Genomic DNA, 17,095 nt, shown 5'->3' with positions numbered 1-17,095 from the left:
GATGTCCTTCGCCTGCGGTCAGCGCAGCAAATAGGGGATGTTGACGGTCACGGCCCCGACCGGGCAGCGCGCCGCGCACGGGCCGCAGTACCAGCATTCGTCAACGTGCATGTACGCCTTGCCGGTGTCGGGGTGGATCGCGAGTGAATCCAGCGGGCACATATCGACGCACAGCGTGCAGCCGTCGATACATTTGACTTCATCGACGGTGACGGGCACGTCGATTCGAGTGTTGACCTGGGCCATCAGATTTCCTTTCCAGAGTTGGCAATGCCGATGCGGGCGAAGGCGCGGACATCGGCGTCCGGGTCTTCCATGGCCGAGCGGAGGGCAGTGGCGACCTCGGGCCGTTGGGCGATCCGCTCGGCGAGCGCGCGCACCGCGGCCTTGCGGACATCGAGGTTGTCGTCGGTAACCACCGAGATCAGGTGCGGTGCGGCGATTTCCGGATCGGCGACGGCGAGTGCGATCGCCGCGCCCTGCCGGACCTGCCAGGCCGGATCGCCGATGCCCGCGGCGGCGATGGCCGCCGCCTCGTCACCGCAGCCGGTTTGCGCCAATCCGGTCAGCGCGGCGGCGCGGACCAATGGATCGGTATCGCGGGCCAACCCGATCAGGGTGGCGGCGCCTCGTGGATCTCCCACTGCCGCTATACCTTTGGCGACTGCGATGCGGACCAGCTGGGACGGGTCTGCCGCGGCCGCGTCGAGTTCACGCAATGCATCCACCGAGGTCAGTCCGCCGACGACGGTCCGGCGCACCTCGGCATTCGGATCGGCGAACCACCCGAACAGTTCGGCCGCGTCGCTGCGACGGTGCCGCCACAGCGCCTCGATCGCCGCCGACCGCACCGCGGGTTCGGCCGCGAATACGCAATCGCGTAGTACCGCATCGAACTCCGCGCCGGGAACGAGTACCTCGAGCAGTTCGGTCAACAAGCCGATGGCGGCGTGACGCACGGTCACGTCGGAATCGGACAACCCGGCCGCGATCAACGGCGAGGCATGCTCCCACTCCTCGGTGGTCTCACTGAGCACCGAGAGCGCGGTACGCCTGACCTCCGGATCCGGGTCGGTGAGAAAGGGTTGCAGCTCTTCGAGTTCGGGCCACTCCTCGGCCATATCCATCAGCCGCAACAGTCGCGTACTCATCTGCCACCCCACGCGCCGACCAGCACCGGAGCGGCGACATCGGCGATACCATCCGGGCGGACGAAACCCGGCACCGGCACGATGTACGGTGCGACGGGCCGGGTGGTGAACTCCATCGCGCCGGACTCACCACGGAACAAGTTGAGATGGCAGAACCATTCGGCGTCATCGCGCTGCGGCCAGTCGGCGCGCTGATGGTAGAGACCCCATCGGCTTTCGGTGCGCCGCAGCGAGGCACGCGCGGCCATCTCGGCGCAATCGCGGATGAAAGTCACCTCCGCACAGCGCATCAACTCGTGCGGTGTGTGCGCGCCCATCTGCGCGATATCGCCATGCATGCGCTCGAACGACTCCAGGCCGAGGCTCAGATACGACTGCGCCTTGGGCGGTTGCAGATAGTCGTTCACGAAGCGGCGGAGCTTGTATTCGACTTGCTGTTGCGGCGGCCCGTCCGGATTGCTCAGCGGCCGGTAGATGAGCGCGTGCGCCGCTTCGATCTGATCTTCGGGCAACTCCGGACGCACCGCGCCCCTGGCGTATTCGCTCGCACTCTGACCCGCGATATCGCCGTAGACGAAGGCCCCGATCATGTAGTTGTGCGGGACCAGCGCCATATCCCCCGCCGCGTACAGCCCGGGTACCGTGGTCGCGGCATGCTCGTCCACCCAGACCCCGGAAGCGGAATGTCCACTGCACAAACCGATCTCGGAAATGTGCATCTCGATATCGCTGGTTCGATAGTCGGTGCCGCGCCCGGCGTGGAAGGTGCCTCGAGTCGGGCGCTCGGTGGTGTGCAGGATCCCCTCGATCTGCTGGATCGTGGCATCCGGCAGATGGCTGAGCTTCAGATAGATGGGCCCGCGCGCACTGTCGAGTTCGCGCTTGACCTCGGACATCATCTGCCCGGACCAGTAGTCGCAATCCACGAAACGGTTGCCTTCGGCATTGACCTGATAGCCGCCGAAGGGATTCGCGACGTACGCGCAGGCCGGGCCGTTGTAATCCTTGATCAGCGGATTGATCTGGAAGCATTCGATACCGGACAGTTCCGCACCCGCGTGATAGGCCATCGCGTAGCCGTCGCCGGCATTGGTCGGATTCTCGTAGGTGCCGTACAAATAGCCGCTCGCGGGCAGGCCGAGCCTGCCGCAGGCACCGGTGGCGAGGATAACGGAACCCGCCGAGATCGTGACGAATTCGCCAGTGCGCGTATCGAATCCGACCGCACCGACCGCGCGCCCGCCGACCGTGAGCACCCGAACCGGCATCACCCGATTGCTGATCGTCACCTTGGCGCGCACGTCGCGGGCGCGCAGGGTGCGGTAGAGCACCTTCTTCACATCGCGCCCCTCTGGCATCGGCAGCACATAACTGCCAGAGCGGTGTACCTTGCGCACGGCGTATTCACCGTGCTCGTCCTTCTCGAACTTGACTCCATAGCTCTCCAGCCGCTGCACCATCTCGAATCCCCGCGTGGCGGTCTGATAGACGGTGCGCTGGTTGACAATTCCGTCGTTCGCGACGGTGATGTCGGCGACGTAGTCCTCGGGGCTGGCCTTGCCGGGGACCACCGCGTTGTTCACGCCGTCCATCCCCATGGCCAGCGCGCCGGAGTGCCGCACATGCGCCTTCTCCAGGAGCAGGACATTCGCGCCCTGTTCGGCCGCGGTGAGGGCGGCCATCGTGCCTGCGGTGCCGCCGCCGACAACGAGGACGTCGCAGCTCAACTGCCGGCGCTGCGCGACAGGTGGGATATCCATGGACATCGGAGATCAACCCCTTTCGTTCGGTTCGGTCACACCGCGATTCGGTGTGACCGGGATGCGGTGCAGTCGGCCCGACAGCGAGAAGCGGTCACCGCGATAGCGGACGTATTCGAGGTCGATGGGCCGACCGGAATCGGTGTAGGTGAGCCGTTCCAGGAACAGCAGCGGCGAGCCGGGCCGGACCTCGAGGAGCTCGGCGACGGTCGGATCGGCCGCAACAGCTTCGATGGAGACCGCCGCGGAGCCGAGCGGCAGACCGAGTTCGGCCTCCAGCAAACCGAATACGTCACATCCGGTCAGGTCCAGGTTCAGCAGCGGCGCACCGACATCGGCGGTCAGGTAAGAGGCGTCCAGGGATAGTGGGGCGCCGTCGAGGTAGCGGATCCGCTCCAGCGCCACCACCGGCGTCGCCGGTTCGAGCTCGAGCCGCTCGGCCACGATCGGCGTCGCGGGCACGACCTCGGCGAGCAGTACCCGGTTGACGACGCGATCGCTGCCGGTTTCGAACGTCTCGGCCAGGCCGCGCAACCGGTCCAGCCCTTGCACCGCCTTATCCGAGACGACGAAGGTGCCCGCGCCGGGAACTCGGTCGACCAAACCCTCATCGCGCAGCAACGCCAATGCGTCGCGCACGATATTGCGGCTGGTGGCGAAGTCGGCGGCCAATTGCGCCTCCGCGGGTAACGGACGATTGCCGTAGACGCCGCTGCGGATGCGCGCCCGCAGAATGTCGCTGATGCGGCGCGCCGGTGCCGAACGCCTACCAGCGCTGTAACGCGCGACCGGCGAACCACCGTCGGCGATGCGCCGATCCGGGATGCCCGCCTGGGTCTGATGTCCCGAGTACGTTCTGCCTGTCATGCCGCAAATGCTGGAAACGGATGATTACGCGCGATGCTCCCCGCGATTACCGGATGGTTACGCCAGTTAGCATCCGCGACGCAAGCCTTTCACCTGCGCCAATGCTGGCCGATCGCGTTGTATCACCAGCCGGTCGAGGTGACCGATCCCATCCGCACCGCATATTCGACCAGAATCTCGGCCGGACCCGCGGGCGGAGTCCGGCGGCGCCAGATGGCGCGGAACTTGCGGGTCAAGATCACCGGGGGCGCCAGCTTGATCTCCACGAGCGCACCGGTAGACAAAGCGGATGCGGCGATCAACCGGCTCAGCACCGCGGGCGCGACACCACTGCACGCGGCCGCGGTGATCGCCACCGCGGAGCCGAGTTCCGCCGCCGGCGTCGCCGGCTGAGCCGCCGTGCTGAGCATCTCCCAGACGGTCTCCCTGGTCCCCGATCCCTGTTCACGCCACAGCAGCGCCGTGCCGGCGAGTTCACGCAGGGTCACCGGTTCGCGGCGGAGCGCCCACGGATGTTCCGGCGCGACGACCACCACCAAGTCATCCACCCCGAGCACCCGATTGCCGAGACCGGGCGGCGGATGCGGCCCCTCCACGAAACCGAGGTCCGCCTCGCCGTCGCGGACCAGTGCCACGACCTGCCGAGTGTTCTCCACCTCCAGCGCCACCTGCACGTCCGGACAGGTGGCACGCAACGCATTGAGCCACTGCGGAATCCGATGATCGGCGATCGTCTTCGAAGCCGCGACGCGCAGCCGCGGAACATCGATGGCTTGCAACGCGGCCATACCCGCGACCAGAGACCGGGCGGCAGCGAGCACCGGCAGGGCGTGGCCGACGACCACCCGGCCCGCGTCGGTCAGTACCGAACCGGTCGGACCGCGGTCGAGTAATCGCACTCGCGCGCGGCGCTCCAGCGCGCTGATCCGCATACTCGCGGCAGGTTGGGTGATGCCGTGGCGTCGTGCGGCCGCCCCGAGACTGCCCAGCTCCGCAACGGAGACCAGCAGATCGAGCACGTCCAGATCGGGCGTTCCCGGCGGCAAGGTCATTGCCCGATTATGAGCGGATCATCGGGTCGCGGCATGTCCAGACCCATCAGCACCGCTGATGAGCTGCTTCCGGATCGTGGCCTACCGGCAGAGCAGCCAGGGCGTGATCGTGAGAAATATGACCTGGTTACGCCGAAATCTTCCCGGGATCCTGCTCGCCGCCGCGGTCGCCGGTGCCGCCATGGGGTCGGGCCGGGTGTTACCGATGGTGGGCGCGCCGATCATCGCCTTGTTCGGCGGAGCCGTGATCGGCGCCTTCGGACGTCGATCGGCGATGGAGACCGGGATGTTCGCGCCCGGTCTCGCCCTGGTACGTCAACGATTGCTCGGCATCGCGATCGTGCTGCTCGGTCTCGGGTTGCCCGTCGGGTCGGTGCTCACCGTGGGACGGCAGACCGCCACAGTGCTGATCGGCACACTGATCATCGGAGCGGTCGCCGCACTCATCGTCGGCAGAATGCTTGCGCTGGATCGTGATTCGGCGACACTGGTCGCAGTCGGGACGACTATCTGCGGCGCGTCCGCGATCGCCGCCGCCACCGCGGTCATCAAACCGGACAAAGAGCGGGTCGCATACGCGCTCGGCACGATCTTCGTCTTCAATATCGTTGCCGTACTCATGTATCCACCCCTCGGGCGGTTGCTCGGATTGTCCCAAGAGGCATTCGGTCTCTGGGCGGGTACCGCCATCAACGACACCTCGTCGGTATTGGCAGCAGGCGTGATATTCGGATCCGCGGCAGCGCATTTCGCGGTCATCGTCAAACTCGTCCGCAGCCTGATGATCGTCCCGATGTGCTTAGGCCTACATCTCACCCGACGCAACGCGCGCAACGCGAAAACCCCACTCCGGCAGAGCTTCCCGCTCTTCGTGGTGCTGTTCCTGGCCGCATCGATCATCTCCGGCCTCGGCATCGTGCCCCGCTCCTGGACCGCACCACTCGGGCAGCTCAGCGCCTGGCTCATCGCCGCCGTCCTCGCCGCAATCGGCACATCCCTCACCTGGCGACAGCTCCGCACCGCCGGTGCGCGACCACTACTGTTCGGCGGCACCCTCGCCGTAATACTGGCGGTCAGCAGTCTCGCACTCCTGACCGCCACCGGCTGGCGTTGATCCGGCCCGTCAACCTTTCACACGGTCTCCGCACCGAGGAAACCGCCGCTTCGTGCGTCCCGGCTCGGTCACCGGGTGGTGACTGTCGGCCGAGACGGTTGTCGGCGAGTTCTCGCGGCTTGTTCGCCGAGCCCGGTGCGTCGCTGGCAGACGTGCCAGCGATGAGTATCCAGAGGAATCGGCAAGCCGGGCTGGGGGTCGTCATCGACGCACGGAGCCGCAACATTGGGCGGCTTGTCCAGCATCGTGCGGCTGACATCCAGGCCCGAACAGGTCGCCTGCACCTGAAACAGCAGTCCGTCGATCCCAACCCCCGACCGTCATGAACGATCTGCCTTCACCCTGCTGCTCAGATTAGTAGCCACGCCGGGGAGCCCATCGAGCAGCTCCCGGTAGCGGGCACGCGGACGCCGGGGACGCCGGGTGCGCCGATTAGAGCAGGGCGATGATGGTGCCGGTGATCCCCAATGTGACCGTCGCGGTACTCACGGTGCTGACCTCCCCTAGTCTCGAGAAAGCCCCTGAGCGGCAACAAGAGATATGTCCTCGACGTCGGCGGATTCGCTCGTTTCCCTCGCGCATCGCGCGTTCGAACGCCGACTAGGGTCCGGCACAAACGGCGTAATCGATGTCCGCAGGGGTGAAGTGAGTCGTTCGCGGCAGCACTGCCGAACCACACAACGTAATACTGAGGGGCGATCCCTGAACGCGAGCTGCTCACACCGGGGCGGCCAATCCGGTCGCGCGCCAACAGCGCTATCGGCGTCAAGTAAGTTGCAGGTCAGCGACATACACCAGGTTGGGGATATGGGTCAGTTCCCCCTCCGGACACAGACAGTACGTCACGTCAGCCGCTCTACCTGCGGTTATGCAGGATGGCGGGTAACACCTATCGCACGACAACGCGAGCTCAACAGAACTCGGAGTCATCGTTCCGAAAGATCCCCCCGACCTCACGCCGGCCGCTGCTCGCGCCCTGCTGTACCTCATCCAAGAAGCTGCGGCACGGCCGCAATAACCGCGGACGTCGGAGCATCGAGCGCAAACACACAGCCCGACAATGCATTCCATGCACTTACATGGCTTCACCGCGCCGGCGTCGCCATCACAGGCCGCGCCCGCCGTCGAACCCGGCGAAGTCGTAGTCGATGGCCTCGACCATCTCCGCGGCCTTGGGATCACGCAGGATCGGTCTCCGCTTGCCGGTTTCGACAGCCCGACCGTAGAGCGGAATGAGCAGCGATTTCTTCTGGCTATGCTGGGATTTCGATCAGAGTGAAGTCGCCGTCGGCACTGATGTTCACCTCATGGTGGTCCAACGGTGACGCGCAGTAATTCTCACCATCTCCGGGTGACCGTGCAAGCGCGCCGCAAGCATCGCACCAGGGTGGTGCAAGAGTTCTCGAAAAGCATTGATTCATGGACGAATTCGACGTGGTGATCGTGGGCGCCGGCCCGTTTGTCTCTTCCTTGCCTGCGAGCTCGGTCTCGCGGGCTGTGCTGTCCTGGTGCTCGAGCGGGAGCCGGAGCCCGGGTCCCCGTGGCGGGCGGACCCGCTCGGGACGCGGGGTCTGTCCGCCACGTCGGTCGAGGCGTTCTACCGGCGCGGGATGCTGCATCCGCTGTTGAAGGCTTCGGGCGTCCACGACGATCCCGACGCGAATCTCGATGCGGACGAGCCGTCGCCCCCGCGGAGCGTGGGCCACTTCGCCGGGATAGCGCTCGATCCGGCCGAGGTCGACGTTGCCGCACTGCCGTTCCGGCTGCCCAGCCCGGCAATGGACGGCGTGATGACGAACCTCGACGCAGTCGAGTCGGTGCTGTCCGAGCGGGCGGCCGAGCTCGGCGTGGAGATACGGCGCGGCGCCGCGGTCTCCGCCATCGCGCACGACGATGACAGCGTGGTCGTGCAGGCCGGCGAGCATGAGTACGCGGCGCGCTGGGTCGTGGGCTGCGACGGTGGACGCAGCGCGGTGCGCAGGCTCGCGGGTTTCGAGTTCGTCGGCACCGAACCACAGTTCACCGGCTACGTCCTGCTCGCCGCCATCGCCGATCCGGAGACGCTGAGCCCCGAGATGATCAACCTGACGCCAACGGGCGCGTACCTCCGGATGCGCGCGGAGGGGCACATCGGCATGATGGACTTCGACGGCGGCGCGTTCGATCGCACGCAGCAGCTGACTCGCGACCATCTCCAAGCGGTGCTGCGCCGGGTCTCGGGCACCGGCGTCACTCTGAGCGATGTCCGTCTCGCCTCGAGTTTCACCGATCGGGCGATGCAGACGACCACCTACCGGCGAGGGCGCATCCTGCTAGCCGGCGACGCCGCCCACATCCACTCTCCCCTTGGCGGGCAGGGACTCAATCTCGGCATCGGCGACGCCATGAACCTGGGATGGAAGCTCGCGGCGACCGTGCACGGGTACGCGCCGGAGGGGCTGCTCGACACCTACACCCGCGAGCGCCATCCGATCGGTGCCCGGGTGCTCGACTGGTCGCGCGCCCAGGTGGCGGTAATGCGGCCGGACCCGCATTCCCAGGCGATCCGAGGAGTGGTCCGGGACCTGCTCGGGACCCGTGACGGAACGACCTACGGGTTCCAGAAGATCTCGGGATCGTCGATCCGCTACGACCTCGGCAGCGAGCACCCGCTGGTCGGCCATAGCGCCCCGGAACTTCGATTCGCGGACGGCACTCGCCTCGGCGACCTGACGCAAGACGGACGGGGCGTCGCGCTCGATTTCAGCACCAACCGACGCCTGCGCGATTCAGCGATGGGCTGGGAGAACCGGATCCAGTATTCGGCCGGGTCGGTGAGAAACACCCTCGGATCGGGTGCCGTGCTGATCCGACCTGACGGCATCGTCGCCTGGGCAGGTGATCGCGACCCTGATCGCGAAGCGTTCGAGCGGGCCGCCGGCCGTTGGTTCGGCAGTCCGGCAATCCGACCCAGTGCCCTTTGACGCAGCGGGTTTCGCTCGCCGACGTGTCGAGGGGAACCATTCTGCATTTGTCCCTGGCATCGCCACGACAGGAGCCCGACCGTGCCACGTATTGCCACCGCCGACCGGGTCGAACGAGCCGAACTGCTGGAATTCCTGCGTACTCGCCACCGCGGCGTCCTGGTCACGAACCGCGGCGACAGCCGCCCGCAATTGTCGCCGGTAACCTGCGGGATTGATCCCGAAGGCCGCACCGTGGTGTCGACCTACCCGACCCGCGCCAAGGTCGGCAACGCGCGACGCGACCCGCGCGTGTCGATCTGCGTGCTGTCCGACGACTGGAACGGCCCCTATGTGCAGGTCGATGGCCGCGCCGAGGTCCTGGACATGCCGGAGGCCCTCGACGGTCTCGTCGAGTACTTTCGCGCCATCGCCGGCGAACATCCGGACTGGGCCGAGTACCGCGAGGCCATGGCACGGCAGAACAAGTCGCTGTTGCGCATAGCTATCGAACGCTGGGGACCTGTTGCGACGGGCGGCTTCCCGCCCGAACTCGCGGACTGAGACGGTCGAGCACTGCCTGGCCTTCGTTCTCCCCACATCACCTGCAGTGAGCGGGTGGGCCGGTATGGTCGGTACCCGCAAGCCCAGGAAAGCCGCGCGAAGGCCGAACGGAATCGTTTGCCGAACCCAACAGAGTCACTGGGGCCGCGATTGATCGTGTAGCCGTGAGTCGGCCGACATCGCACTCTGGTGGTGGTCTCGCCGTCGGCGGTCATCTGGACTCGATGATCCGAGCCGCAGCAGTCTCGGGCGGTGTGATCGTCGGCGGGTCAGCTGGGGTGTTGGCGGTCGATCGCGGTGTCAGAACAGGTGTCAGGTGTGTGTCAGGTCGGTGTCAGTCGGCCCGGCGACAGTGTGTCCATCGAACAAAACGACCGGCACCGACACGGTTCCAGTCGGTGCCACAACCGATTTCGAGGAGTACACGACATGTCGATCACCATCACGCTGACCGATCAGGACAAGAGCACCCTGCGCACCGCCGCCTACGGTGCGGTGTCGCTGTTGGCCGCCGCCGGTGCACCGCACAAGGGCATTACGCACGGCTCCATCGCCCTGACCTCGGCGACCGGACTGGTCGGGCACGTGCTGGCCGCCAAGTCCAAAGACATTCACTTGCCGGGCAAGTCGGTCGCCGAACTCGCCGACCAGGTGCTGCCTGCCCTGACCGCGGCCATGAGCCTGCTCGGCAAGCAGTATCCGGAGGAGGCCGACAACTTCCGCGGCACCGTCCTGGTCGCCGTCGAAGCCGCCGCCCAGTCCCGCAAGGGCGAGCCCAGCCCCGCCGTGGCGGTGATGGCCCGCAAGGTCACCGCGGCCCTCGACGCCGCCTGACGGGTGCGGGGTCGGCGCAGCGCAGTTGGTGGTTGGTCGCGGGGTCCTCTGTGGCTCCCGCGACTCGGCCACCGAACGTCGAACCTCAGGGTGCGTGCGCGTAGCCGTTGAGAAACGCGCGATAGGCGGCATTACGGACGGCGGTCGGCGACGTGGACACGCTGTCGGTCAGCACAGTCGGCAAGACGGGCGGGGGCTGGCTCCGCACTAGGTGGACGTGGCGTCGGCGCGTGTGTCGTATTCGGCGCGGGCGGCGTCGATGTGCGCCAGGTGCGTAGTGCTCCACTCCAGCAGGGGTAGGGCCGCTGCGCGCAGACTCGTGCCCATCGGGGTGAGTTCGTAGCTGACGTGGGGTGGCATGACGGTGCGCACGGTCCGGGTCAGGATGCCGTCGCGTTCGAGGGCGCGCAGGGTGACGGTGAGCATGCGCTGGCTTATGCCTTCGATATCGCGCTTGAGTTCGCTGAACCGGCGTGGCCCCTGGCTGAGGTGTCGCACGACCAGCAGTGACCACTTGTCCCCGACGATGTCGAGCACTTCTCGTGTCCGACACGCATCGTCGTGGCTCTGCGGCGGCCTGCCCTCTGTGGCAGTCATGGTTACCTCCCGGGAACCGGGGCACCGAAATGTGCCTTATTGCCCGATCCATGTCGAGCGCACCACACTGATCGTGGTTCCCAAAGTGTACCGAGGTGTGAAAAGTAACTACTGAGGTCGGTGCACTACCGCACGTCGAGAAGGACGATCATGTCGATATTTCTACTGGTCCACGGCGCCTGGCACAGTGGCCACTGCTGGCAGCGAGTGGTGCCGCTGCTGAGATCGGCCGGGCATCAGGTGCTCGCGCCATCGCTGACCGGCTACGGCGACAAGGCGCATCTTCTCGGCCCCGACGTCGGGCTCGACACCCACGTCGCCGACGTCATCGAGCTGATCAAAGACAAGGACCTCACAAACGTGGTCCTCGTGGGGCACAGCTACGCGGGATTGGTCATCTCCTCGGCGGCCAACGAGATTCCGGAGCGCATCGCGCGCCTGGTGTACCTCGACGCTATGGTCCCGGAGGACGGCGAGACCGCGGTCGACATTCAGCCCGTCAGCCAGCGCCTGATCGACCTCGCCACACAGTCGGGAAGCGGCTGGCGCATTCCCCCGATGCTCGAGCAGCCAGCGCCTTTCGGCCTTTTCGGGGTCACCGACCCGGCGGACATCGCCTGGCTGCGCACGATGCTCTCGGATCAGCCGGTACGTTGCCTGCAGCAACCGGTCCGCTTGGACAATCCGGCCCTGAACGCGATTCCTCGCACGCACATCCACTGCGTCGGTGCCACTCCCGCGGGCATCACCCGGCGAGCCGTTCCCGCGATACAGCCCAACGGTTCCGCCGCGCAGGTATGGGAGTTGCCGACCGGCCACGACTGCATGATCACCATGCCAGCCGAACTCAGCGCACTGCTGCTGAAGCTCGGCCGTTAGCAACTGGTCGTCAACGAGCTGGCCGATGGGTGGGGCTGGACTCCGGTCATCGGCAGGAGCGCTCACTCATTCCAGCTATCGCCAGCGCGCGAGGGTAAGTGTGTACGGCCTGACCAGCCCCCGAACGGTAGTCGTACCGACACTCCCCGTGCCGATTGTGCCGATGCCGACATCATCGTCGACAGCGAGCAGGTAACCTACGACAACCCCATTCCGCGAATCGACCTTCAATCTCGATTCTCCGTACGCGCCAAGGGCGATCAACTCAATCCGCGGGCGACGCTCTGTCAGCGGTTCGGTATCCGCTCCCGAACAGTCCTGCATGCCCAGCCGCATCTGATGGCGCTGCCGATCGACTTCGAATGGTCGCTGAACGGCGAGGTACTGACCACCGCGACCGGTAGCGTCACCGTCCCGAGCGGAACCCTCGACTACACACTGTCCGCGGAGCTTGATCGGTTGACCGTCGAGACGACGGAGATCGGTCAGCTGGTCGACTGCCCGCTGTGCGTGACCGGTACCGGCGCCCGTGGTCAGGAGGTCGTGACGTGCACCGACCTGCGGCCGACTCCAATTGTCATCGAGAATTGCAAGATCCCGGATCCACCCCGTCCGATTCGCCGACTCCGGATAATTCCGGCCGGACCCCGAACAGCACCTCGTCCAGTACCCGATCCGGCGCGGCTTCCGTCCAGAATCTATGGTTCGATGACGGCGACGTCAGCTTCGATTCCGGCAACGGCATTGCGCATCTGCGTCACCAGCGGCCCGCGTAGATGCTGGGCGTAGCGCACGACCGGCACCGCCACCGAGATCGCCCCGAGTGTTCGTCGGGCATGGTTGCGGATCACCATTCCGAAGGCCGCGATCCCCGCCTCGGTCTGCTGCAGGTTGATCGCGAAGCCCGAGGAACGACAGTTGTCCAACTCATGGACGAACCGGTCGAACTGTGTGCGGGGCATCCGCCGGTCGCCGGGCCAGGATCCGGCGTCCGCGCGGTCGTCGGGCCTCAGGTACAGCTGCGCCAGCGTGTCCCTGCCCAACTGGGCCAGCAGGATCTTCCCACCCGCCGTGCGTTCGGCGGCGAGCACCTGACCTTGGCGATCACTGACACGCAGCATCTCGCTCGACTCCGCCGACAGCAGAAAACGGACCTGCGCGCCCACGCGGATGACCAGGTTCACCGTCTCCCCGCACTCGCCGGCCAATGCCTCCATATGCGGGCGCGACCAGTCAGTGAATTCGCGAGTCCACCCCCGCAGTGCCGGTCCGGCACCCATGGCGGGGCCCGGGTGATAGCGCCGCTTCTCGTCCTGCACGGCAAACCCTCGGTACAACAGCATTGCGAACAACCGGTGCGCCGTAGACGGTGCAATACCCAACTCCTCGGCGGCATCCTTGAGTCGCACGCTCCCCAGGTCACGCAGCATCTGCAGCAGACGCAGCGCGTTGTCCACCGACTCGACCAGGTAAGTCGGCCGCTCGATCATCGGCCGACTCCGCTTATTCTGCACAACGGAATGCTATTGCCACGAGGGTGCGTGTGGAGGCACAGTCGATCCATCAGCGCTGTTCTGCAGACCTGAGCATGATCGTCGTCGGAATCGGCGGGTCGCTGCAGCGCTTGTTCTCGCGGACAATGCGCGGACGCCACAGATCGTCTCGGCCTGGCGTTCGCTGCCCGACCAGCTCAGCGCCTGCTTGCGCGCCGTTGCTGCTCGGACTCGATCTCGCCGAGCAACTCTTGCACGAACGGCCGTGGCACACCCGGCTGTTCGGGAACCTTGATGGGCCAGGAGCAGGCAGATGGCCGAGTCCTGAGCAAGTTCGGCTATGCCGCGACAGCGGTTGGTTCGCTTGGCGCCGGTACGGTGGGGGCCGATCGAGCGCGTCACGTTCGGCCGCAGAAATCGGAAGACCCAGTCGCACTTGCTCATTGACGATGCGCGCGGATAGTCGCGGCAACGTGAGATCTTCCGCGAGCTGTTGCCGTTCGGCAAGGCGTTCGCCGGCTCCGGACAGACCACCGCGTGGGACCACGAGCCGGGCTCCGGTCCCGTAGGTGGCCAGCAGGAATTCCACTCCGCCCGCCGCGATGCCGTGGCCGGATTCGAGCGGCACTCCGGATTCGACGAATTGCCCTTTCTGGTACAGCAATTCTCGACCGATCCCGGTAATCGCGCGGGGGTAAATCAATGGCCTCGGAATGGGCGTATGAATTCAGCGGCCGCACTGGACTTCTGGCCGTCAGGACGTGACTGTCAATGTTGTTCCGCTGTGCAGAAACGGAGTGAGTCCGCCAACTGTGAGCGATACGTTTGCCCGATGTTCAGAGCGACGCTCGGCATCCGAACCCGAATTCTCGCGATTGCGCTCGTTCCGAGCCTCACCCTGCTTGTCCTCGGTGTGGGTGCAGCGGGATATCTGGCCTGGCAGGGCGACACCGTGAAGACGTGGTCCTCGGTGCTGGAGGCCGCCGCCGCCCAAGCGCGGGAGATGATCGGCGCGGTCGAACAGGAGCGCCTGCTGTCGCTATCGCAGCTGGCCGGTGACCAACCGGATCCGGTGGCGTTGGGACGGGCCCGCCAGCGGCTCGACCATGCCCTTCTGGGGATCGCGGATCTCGAGACGGCGCTGACGGATATGAGCCAGGGTGGAAGAGATGCCGGGACAGGCGGATTCGACTTGGTCAAATCACAACTGCCGATGATTCGCGGTCGAATCGATGCCCGAACCCTGCCGATCTCCGACGCCTACGGTATCTATACCGAAATGCTGCGCGCGGTCGTCTTCGGTATCCGGGTCGTCGGTAAAGCCGCGCCCGACGCCCCGATCGCGTTCGAGTTCGCCGACACGGCGCGCGTGCTGCTCGCCGCGGAGGCGATGTCGCGCGCTGCCGCGCTCACTGTCGTCGCCCTGGGTACGCCCGGATTGCCCGCCGCGCTGGTTGACGAGTACCGCAGCATGGTCGGTTACTACCGCGCCGAATTACCCCAGCTCGCTGCGGATCTCGACGGTCAGCAGAACGTCCTCGCCCGAGCCTTGATGGAGTCCCCCGCCTGGCAGCAGCTCGGCGCCATGGAGGACTACGTCATCGCGCCGCCGAGTAAACCCGGCACCCATCAGGCTGCGCCGATGAGCATCGGCGACTGGCATCAGGCTGCCGACCAGGTCAACTACCACATGCTCGAGCTGTGGCAGCGACAGAACGAGCACGCCAACGGGGTCGCCTTGGACGACGCCGCCACGACGTCCCGAAGCTCGCTGCTGGCCGGAGCGGGCGTGCTTGTCCTGGCGACAGTCGCCTTCCTCGCATCGCTGTGGCTGGCCAACCGTCTCATCGGCCGTTTGAAGCGGCTGCGGACCCAAACCCTGGCCATGGCCGAGGTGGAACTGCCCGATGTGATGCGCCGCCTCCGCGAGGGCGAACATATCGACGCCGAGATCGATTCCGCTCGACTGGATTTCGGCTATGACGAGATCGGTCAGGTAGCCAGGGCTTTCAACCGCGCCCACACCGCCGCCGTGGCGGCCGCGGTCACCGAAGCCCGTACGCGCGAGGACGTCCGGGCGGTGTTTCTCAACATCGCCCACCGTTCCCAGATCGTGGTGCACCGCCAACTCGAACTCCTGGACGAGGCTGAAGCGCGGCAGGAGGATCCGGTGCTGCTGCAGACCTTCTTTCGCCTGGATCATCTGGCCACGCGTGAGCGCCGCAACGCCGAGAACCTGATCATCCTCGGCGGTGGCAAGCCTGGTAGGCAGTGGCGTCGACCGGTGCCGCTGATCGAACTCGTGCGTAGCGCGGTGAGCGAAACGCTGGACTACACACGGGTGCGGACCGCGCGGTTATCGGAGGTCTTCGTCAACGGTAGCGTTGTCGCCGATCTCATCCATCTGCTCGCCGAACTGGTCGATAATGCCACCGCGTTCTCCCCGCCGCACTCGCGCGTCGACGTGACCGGCAACGTGGTCGGCAAAGGCGTCGTGGTCGAGGTCAGCGACCAGGGGATGGGCATGCCGGCCGCCGATCTGAAGCGTGCCAACGACCTGCTGCGCCGGGCACCGGACTTCGGCGTCGCAGCGCTGTCCGCCGATTCGCGGCTCGGCCTGTTCGTGGTGGCACGACTGGGCGCCCGCCATGGCATCTCGGTCCGGCTGGCCGAATCCGACTACGGAGGTATCCGCGCCATCCTCCTGATTCCGAACACACTCCTGACCACCGACGCCCCAGGGGGCGAACCTCTTGCCGGATGGGCGCCGAAGCAGCACCCGGATCATCCTATTGCCGATGCGCTGCCCCCTACCCCAGCCAAGCACTCTGCCATAGCTGCTATATCGCCCACAGCAACCGCCGTTCCGCCACAACAGCCTGATGATCCAGGAGGCGAGCCGATGCGGTGAGGGCGCGATCGAGTAGGGCTGCACGACATCTTCACCGATCAGAGCGGCAGATCCTCGTCCTCGATCAATGCCGACCGCAGGGCGAGACTGAATTCCGCTGGGTTCCTTGGGTTCAGCGTGACGTCGACGTGCTGCAGGGCCGTGACTTCGCACAGGAAGCTGCCGAGCTCGTTTCATGTTGTTCGAGCGGCGGTACGCCCGCAGGCGCGTGCCGCGGCGCCGCCGCCTGGCTCACTCTATGAGCACTGCATATGTCCGTTCGACCGCTTCGCACGCCACGCGGTGGTCCCACGGCGTTGTAGAGTCCAGCTCGATTCAACCTCGCCATGCCGTCTCGGGACGAGATGGATACCCGGATTCAGGAAGTTGAACGGACAAAATCGCTGAGGAGTTCGCCATGCCCTACACCGTGGACTTCACCACCGTATCGACCGTCGGCCTGGAATCGTCGCCGGTCGCGGATGCCCTCGCCGGCCTGCGGGCGAACGAGGCCCGATATTTCAGGAACAAGTACGGCCACGACTTCACAGTGGAACCTGCGGGAGATGCCGAATCGACCGTCGACTGGGTGAGCCGGATCCTCGAAGAGGAACGCGGCATCGTCATCTCGTCACGGCCCCTGGAAGCCACGGCGTTCGAGGTGGCGAATATTCGCTTCGCCTATGTCTTCTACGAGAACGGGCTCGCCATCAACGTCATGTATTCCGTCGACGGCAGCGACAAGCGGGCGGTCGGATTCAAACTCTCCGAAGGGATGGACATCCCCGAGGAACTCGGCTCGTTCAAGTTCGCGAGGCAGAAGTCGAAGTTGGCCGGGACGATTCGCGGCTCCTACTTCGTCATCAAGAACGAATGCTGACCGCCGAACCGGACGGCAACGACAAGAGACCTTCGGTCTGCAAACTACTCTCATAAACGGCGCCAATGCGAT

14 protein-coding genes are annotated in these 17,095 nt (G+C 65.9%); 7 read left to right on the top strand and 7 right to left on the bottom strand.

What is annotated here, in order from left to right; genetic code table 11:
- Positions 1-18 precede the first annotated feature (18 nt).
- The 5 genes from ACQP2D_RS13185 to ACQP2D_RS13165 form a co-directional block, all read right to left on the bottom strand.
- Positions 19-246: a 4Fe-4S dicluster domain-containing protein gene (locus ACQP2D_RS13185; RefSeq protein WP_040687474.1), complete on the bottom strand. Its 228-nt coding sequence runs from the start codon at positions 244-246 to the stop codon at positions 19-21.
- Positions 246-1,151: a HEAT repeat domain-containing protein gene (locus tag ACQP2D_RS13180; RefSeq protein ID WP_433683990.1), complete on the bottom strand. Its 906-nt coding sequence runs from the start codon at positions 1,149-1,151 to the stop codon at positions 246-248. The genes ACQP2D_RS13185 and ACQP2D_RS13180 overlap by 1 nt, the downstream gene beginning before the upstream one ends.
- Positions 1,148-2,911, bottom strand: coding sequence for a fumarate reductase/succinate dehydrogenase flavoprotein subunit (locus ACQP2D_RS13175; protein WP_433685632.1), 1,764 nt, complete (start codon positions 2,909-2,911; stop codon positions 1,148-1,150). The genes ACQP2D_RS13180 and ACQP2D_RS13175 overlap by 4 nt, the downstream gene beginning before the upstream one ends.
- 12 nt (positions 2,912-2,923) lie before the next feature.
- Positions 2,924-3,778, bottom strand: coding sequence for a GntR family transcriptional regulator (locus ACQP2D_RS13170; protein ID WP_433683989.1), 855 nt, complete (start codon positions 3,776-3,778; stop codon positions 2,924-2,926).
- 122 nt (positions 3,779-3,900) lie between these two features.
- A complete protein-coding gene (locus ACQP2D_RS13165) occupies positions 3,901-4,830 on the bottom strand; it encodes a LysR family transcriptional regulator (RefSeq protein ID WP_433683988.1) in 930 nt (309 codons plus the stop codon).
- A gap of 118 nt (positions 4,831-4,948) precedes the next feature.
- Here ACQP2D_RS13165 and ACQP2D_RS13160 point away from each other — a divergent pair, with 118 nt between their 5' ends.
- The 4 genes from ACQP2D_RS13160 (at position 4,949) to ACQP2D_RS13145 (ending at position 10,284) form a co-directional block, all read left to right on the top strand.
- Positions 4,949-5,944, top strand: coding sequence for a YeiH family protein (locus tag ACQP2D_RS13160; protein ID WP_433683987.1), 996 nt, complete (start codon positions 4,949-4,951; stop codon positions 5,942-5,944).
- 1,508 nt (positions 5,945-7,452) lie between these two features.
- On the top strand, positions 7,453-8,907 hold the full coding sequence (locus ACQP2D_RS13155) for an FAD-dependent oxidoreductase (protein WP_433683986.1): 1,455 nt from the start codon (positions 7,453-7,455) through the stop codon (positions 8,905-8,907).
- Positions 8,908-8,988: 81 nt separating this feature from the next.
- Positions 8,989-9,450: a PPOX class F420-dependent oxidoreductase gene (locus tag ACQP2D_RS13150; protein WP_433683985.1), complete on the top strand. Its 462-nt coding sequence runs from the start codon at positions 8,989-8,991 to the stop codon at positions 9,448-9,450.
- 429 nt (positions 9,451-9,879) lie between these two features.
- Complete coding sequence (locus ACQP2D_RS13145) at positions 9,880-10,284, top strand: hypothetical protein (RefSeq protein ID WP_433683984.1); 405 nt, start codon at positions 9,880-9,882, stop codon at positions 10,282-10,284.
- 207 nt (positions 10,285-10,491) lie between these two features.
- On the opposite strand, the gene ACQP2D_RS13140 is transcribed toward ACQP2D_RS13145, so the two are convergent.
- Complete coding sequence (locus ACQP2D_RS13140; protein ID WP_433683983.1) at positions 10,492-10,881, bottom strand: winged helix-turn-helix transcriptional regulator; 390 nt, start codon at positions 10,879-10,881, stop codon at positions 10,492-10,494.
- A 150-nt stretch (positions 10,882-11,031) separates the two neighbouring features.
- Here ACQP2D_RS13140 and ACQP2D_RS13135 point away from each other — a divergent pair, with 150 nt between their 5' ends.
- The gene (locus tag ACQP2D_RS13135; protein ID WP_433683982.1) at positions 11,032-11,760 is read left to right on the top strand and encodes an alpha/beta hydrolase; all 729 of its coding nucleotides are present in this window, start codon (positions 11,032-11,034) and stop codon (positions 11,758-11,760) included.
- Positions 11,761-12,458: 698 nt separating this feature from the next.
- Here ACQP2D_RS13135 and ACQP2D_RS13130 read toward each other — a convergent pair.
- Positions 12,459-13,274, bottom strand: a complete 816-nt coding sequence (locus tag ACQP2D_RS13130) for an IclR family transcriptional regulator (protein ID WP_433683981.1) — start codon at positions 13,272-13,274, stop codon at positions 12,459-12,461.
- A gap of 811 nt (positions 13,275-14,085) precedes the next feature.
- On the opposite strand from ACQP2D_RS13130, the gene ACQP2D_RS13125 reads away from it, so the two are divergent.
- Positions 14,086-16,164 (top strand): nitrate- and nitrite sensing domain-containing protein, encoded by a 2,079-nt coding sequence (locus ACQP2D_RS13125; RefSeq protein WP_433683980.1) that lies wholly within the window; start codon positions 14,086-14,088, stop codon positions 16,162-16,164.
- A 397-nt stretch (positions 16,165-16,561) separates the two neighbouring features.
- Positions 16,562-17,023: a phage tail protein gene (locus ACQP2D_RS13120; RefSeq protein ID WP_433683979.1), complete on the top strand. Its 462-nt coding sequence runs from the start codon at positions 16,562-16,564 to the stop codon at positions 17,021-17,023.
- Positions 17,024-17,095: the final 72 nt, after the last annotated feature.

Source organism: Nocardia sp. CA-119907, assembly GCF_050955995.1.
Taxonomy (GTDB): Bacteria; Actinomycetota; Actinomycetes; order Mycobacteriales; family Mycobacteriaceae; genus Nocardia.
This window is presented reverse-complemented; position numbering and strand designations above follow the sequence as displayed.

Excerpts from the sequence above, each read along its gene's own strand:
- ACQP2D_RS13185 (WP_040687474.1), bottom strand. The coding sequence starts at position 246 with ATGGCCCAGGTCAACACTCGAATCGACGTGCCCGTCACCGTCGATGAA.
- ACQP2D_RS13180 (WP_433683990.1), bottom strand. The coding sequence starts at position 1,151 with ATGAGTACGCGACTGTTGCGGCTGATGGATATGGCCGAGGAGTGGCCC.
- ACQP2D_RS13175 (WP_433685632.1), bottom strand. The coding sequence starts at position 2,911 with ATGGATATCCCACCTGTCGCGCAGCGCCGGCAGTTGAGCTGCGACGTC.
- ACQP2D_RS13170 (WP_433683989.1), bottom strand. The coding sequence starts at position 3,778 with ATGACAGGCAGAACGTACTCGGGACATCAGACCCAGGCGGGCATCCCG.
- ACQP2D_RS13165 (WP_433683988.1), bottom strand. The coding sequence starts at position 4,830 with ATGACCTTGCCGCCGGGAACGCCCGATCTGGACGTGCTCGATCTGCTG.
- ACQP2D_RS13160 (WP_433683987.1), top strand. The coding sequence starts at position 4,949 with ATGACCTGGTTACGCCGAAATCTTCCCGGGATCCTGCTCGCCGCCGCG.
- ACQP2D_RS13145 (WP_433683984.1), top strand. The coding sequence starts at position 9,880 with ATGTCGATCACCATCACGCTGACCGATCAGGACAAGAGCACCCTGCGC.
- ACQP2D_RS13140 (WP_433683983.1), bottom strand. The coding sequence starts at position 10,881 with ATGACTGCCACAGAGGGCAGGCCGCCGCAGAGCCACGACGATGCGTGT.
- ACQP2D_RS13135 (WP_433683982.1), top strand. The coding sequence starts at position 11,032 with ATGTCGATATTTCTACTGGTCCACGGCGCCTGGCACAGTGGCCACTGC.
- ACQP2D_RS13125 (WP_433683980.1), top strand. The coding sequence starts at position 14,086 with ATGTTCAGAGCGACGCTCGGCATCCGAACCCGAATTCTCGCGATTGCG.
- ACQP2D_RS13120 (WP_433683979.1), top strand. The coding sequence starts at position 16,562 with ATGCCCTACACCGTGGACTTCACCACCGTATCGACCGTCGGCCTGGAA.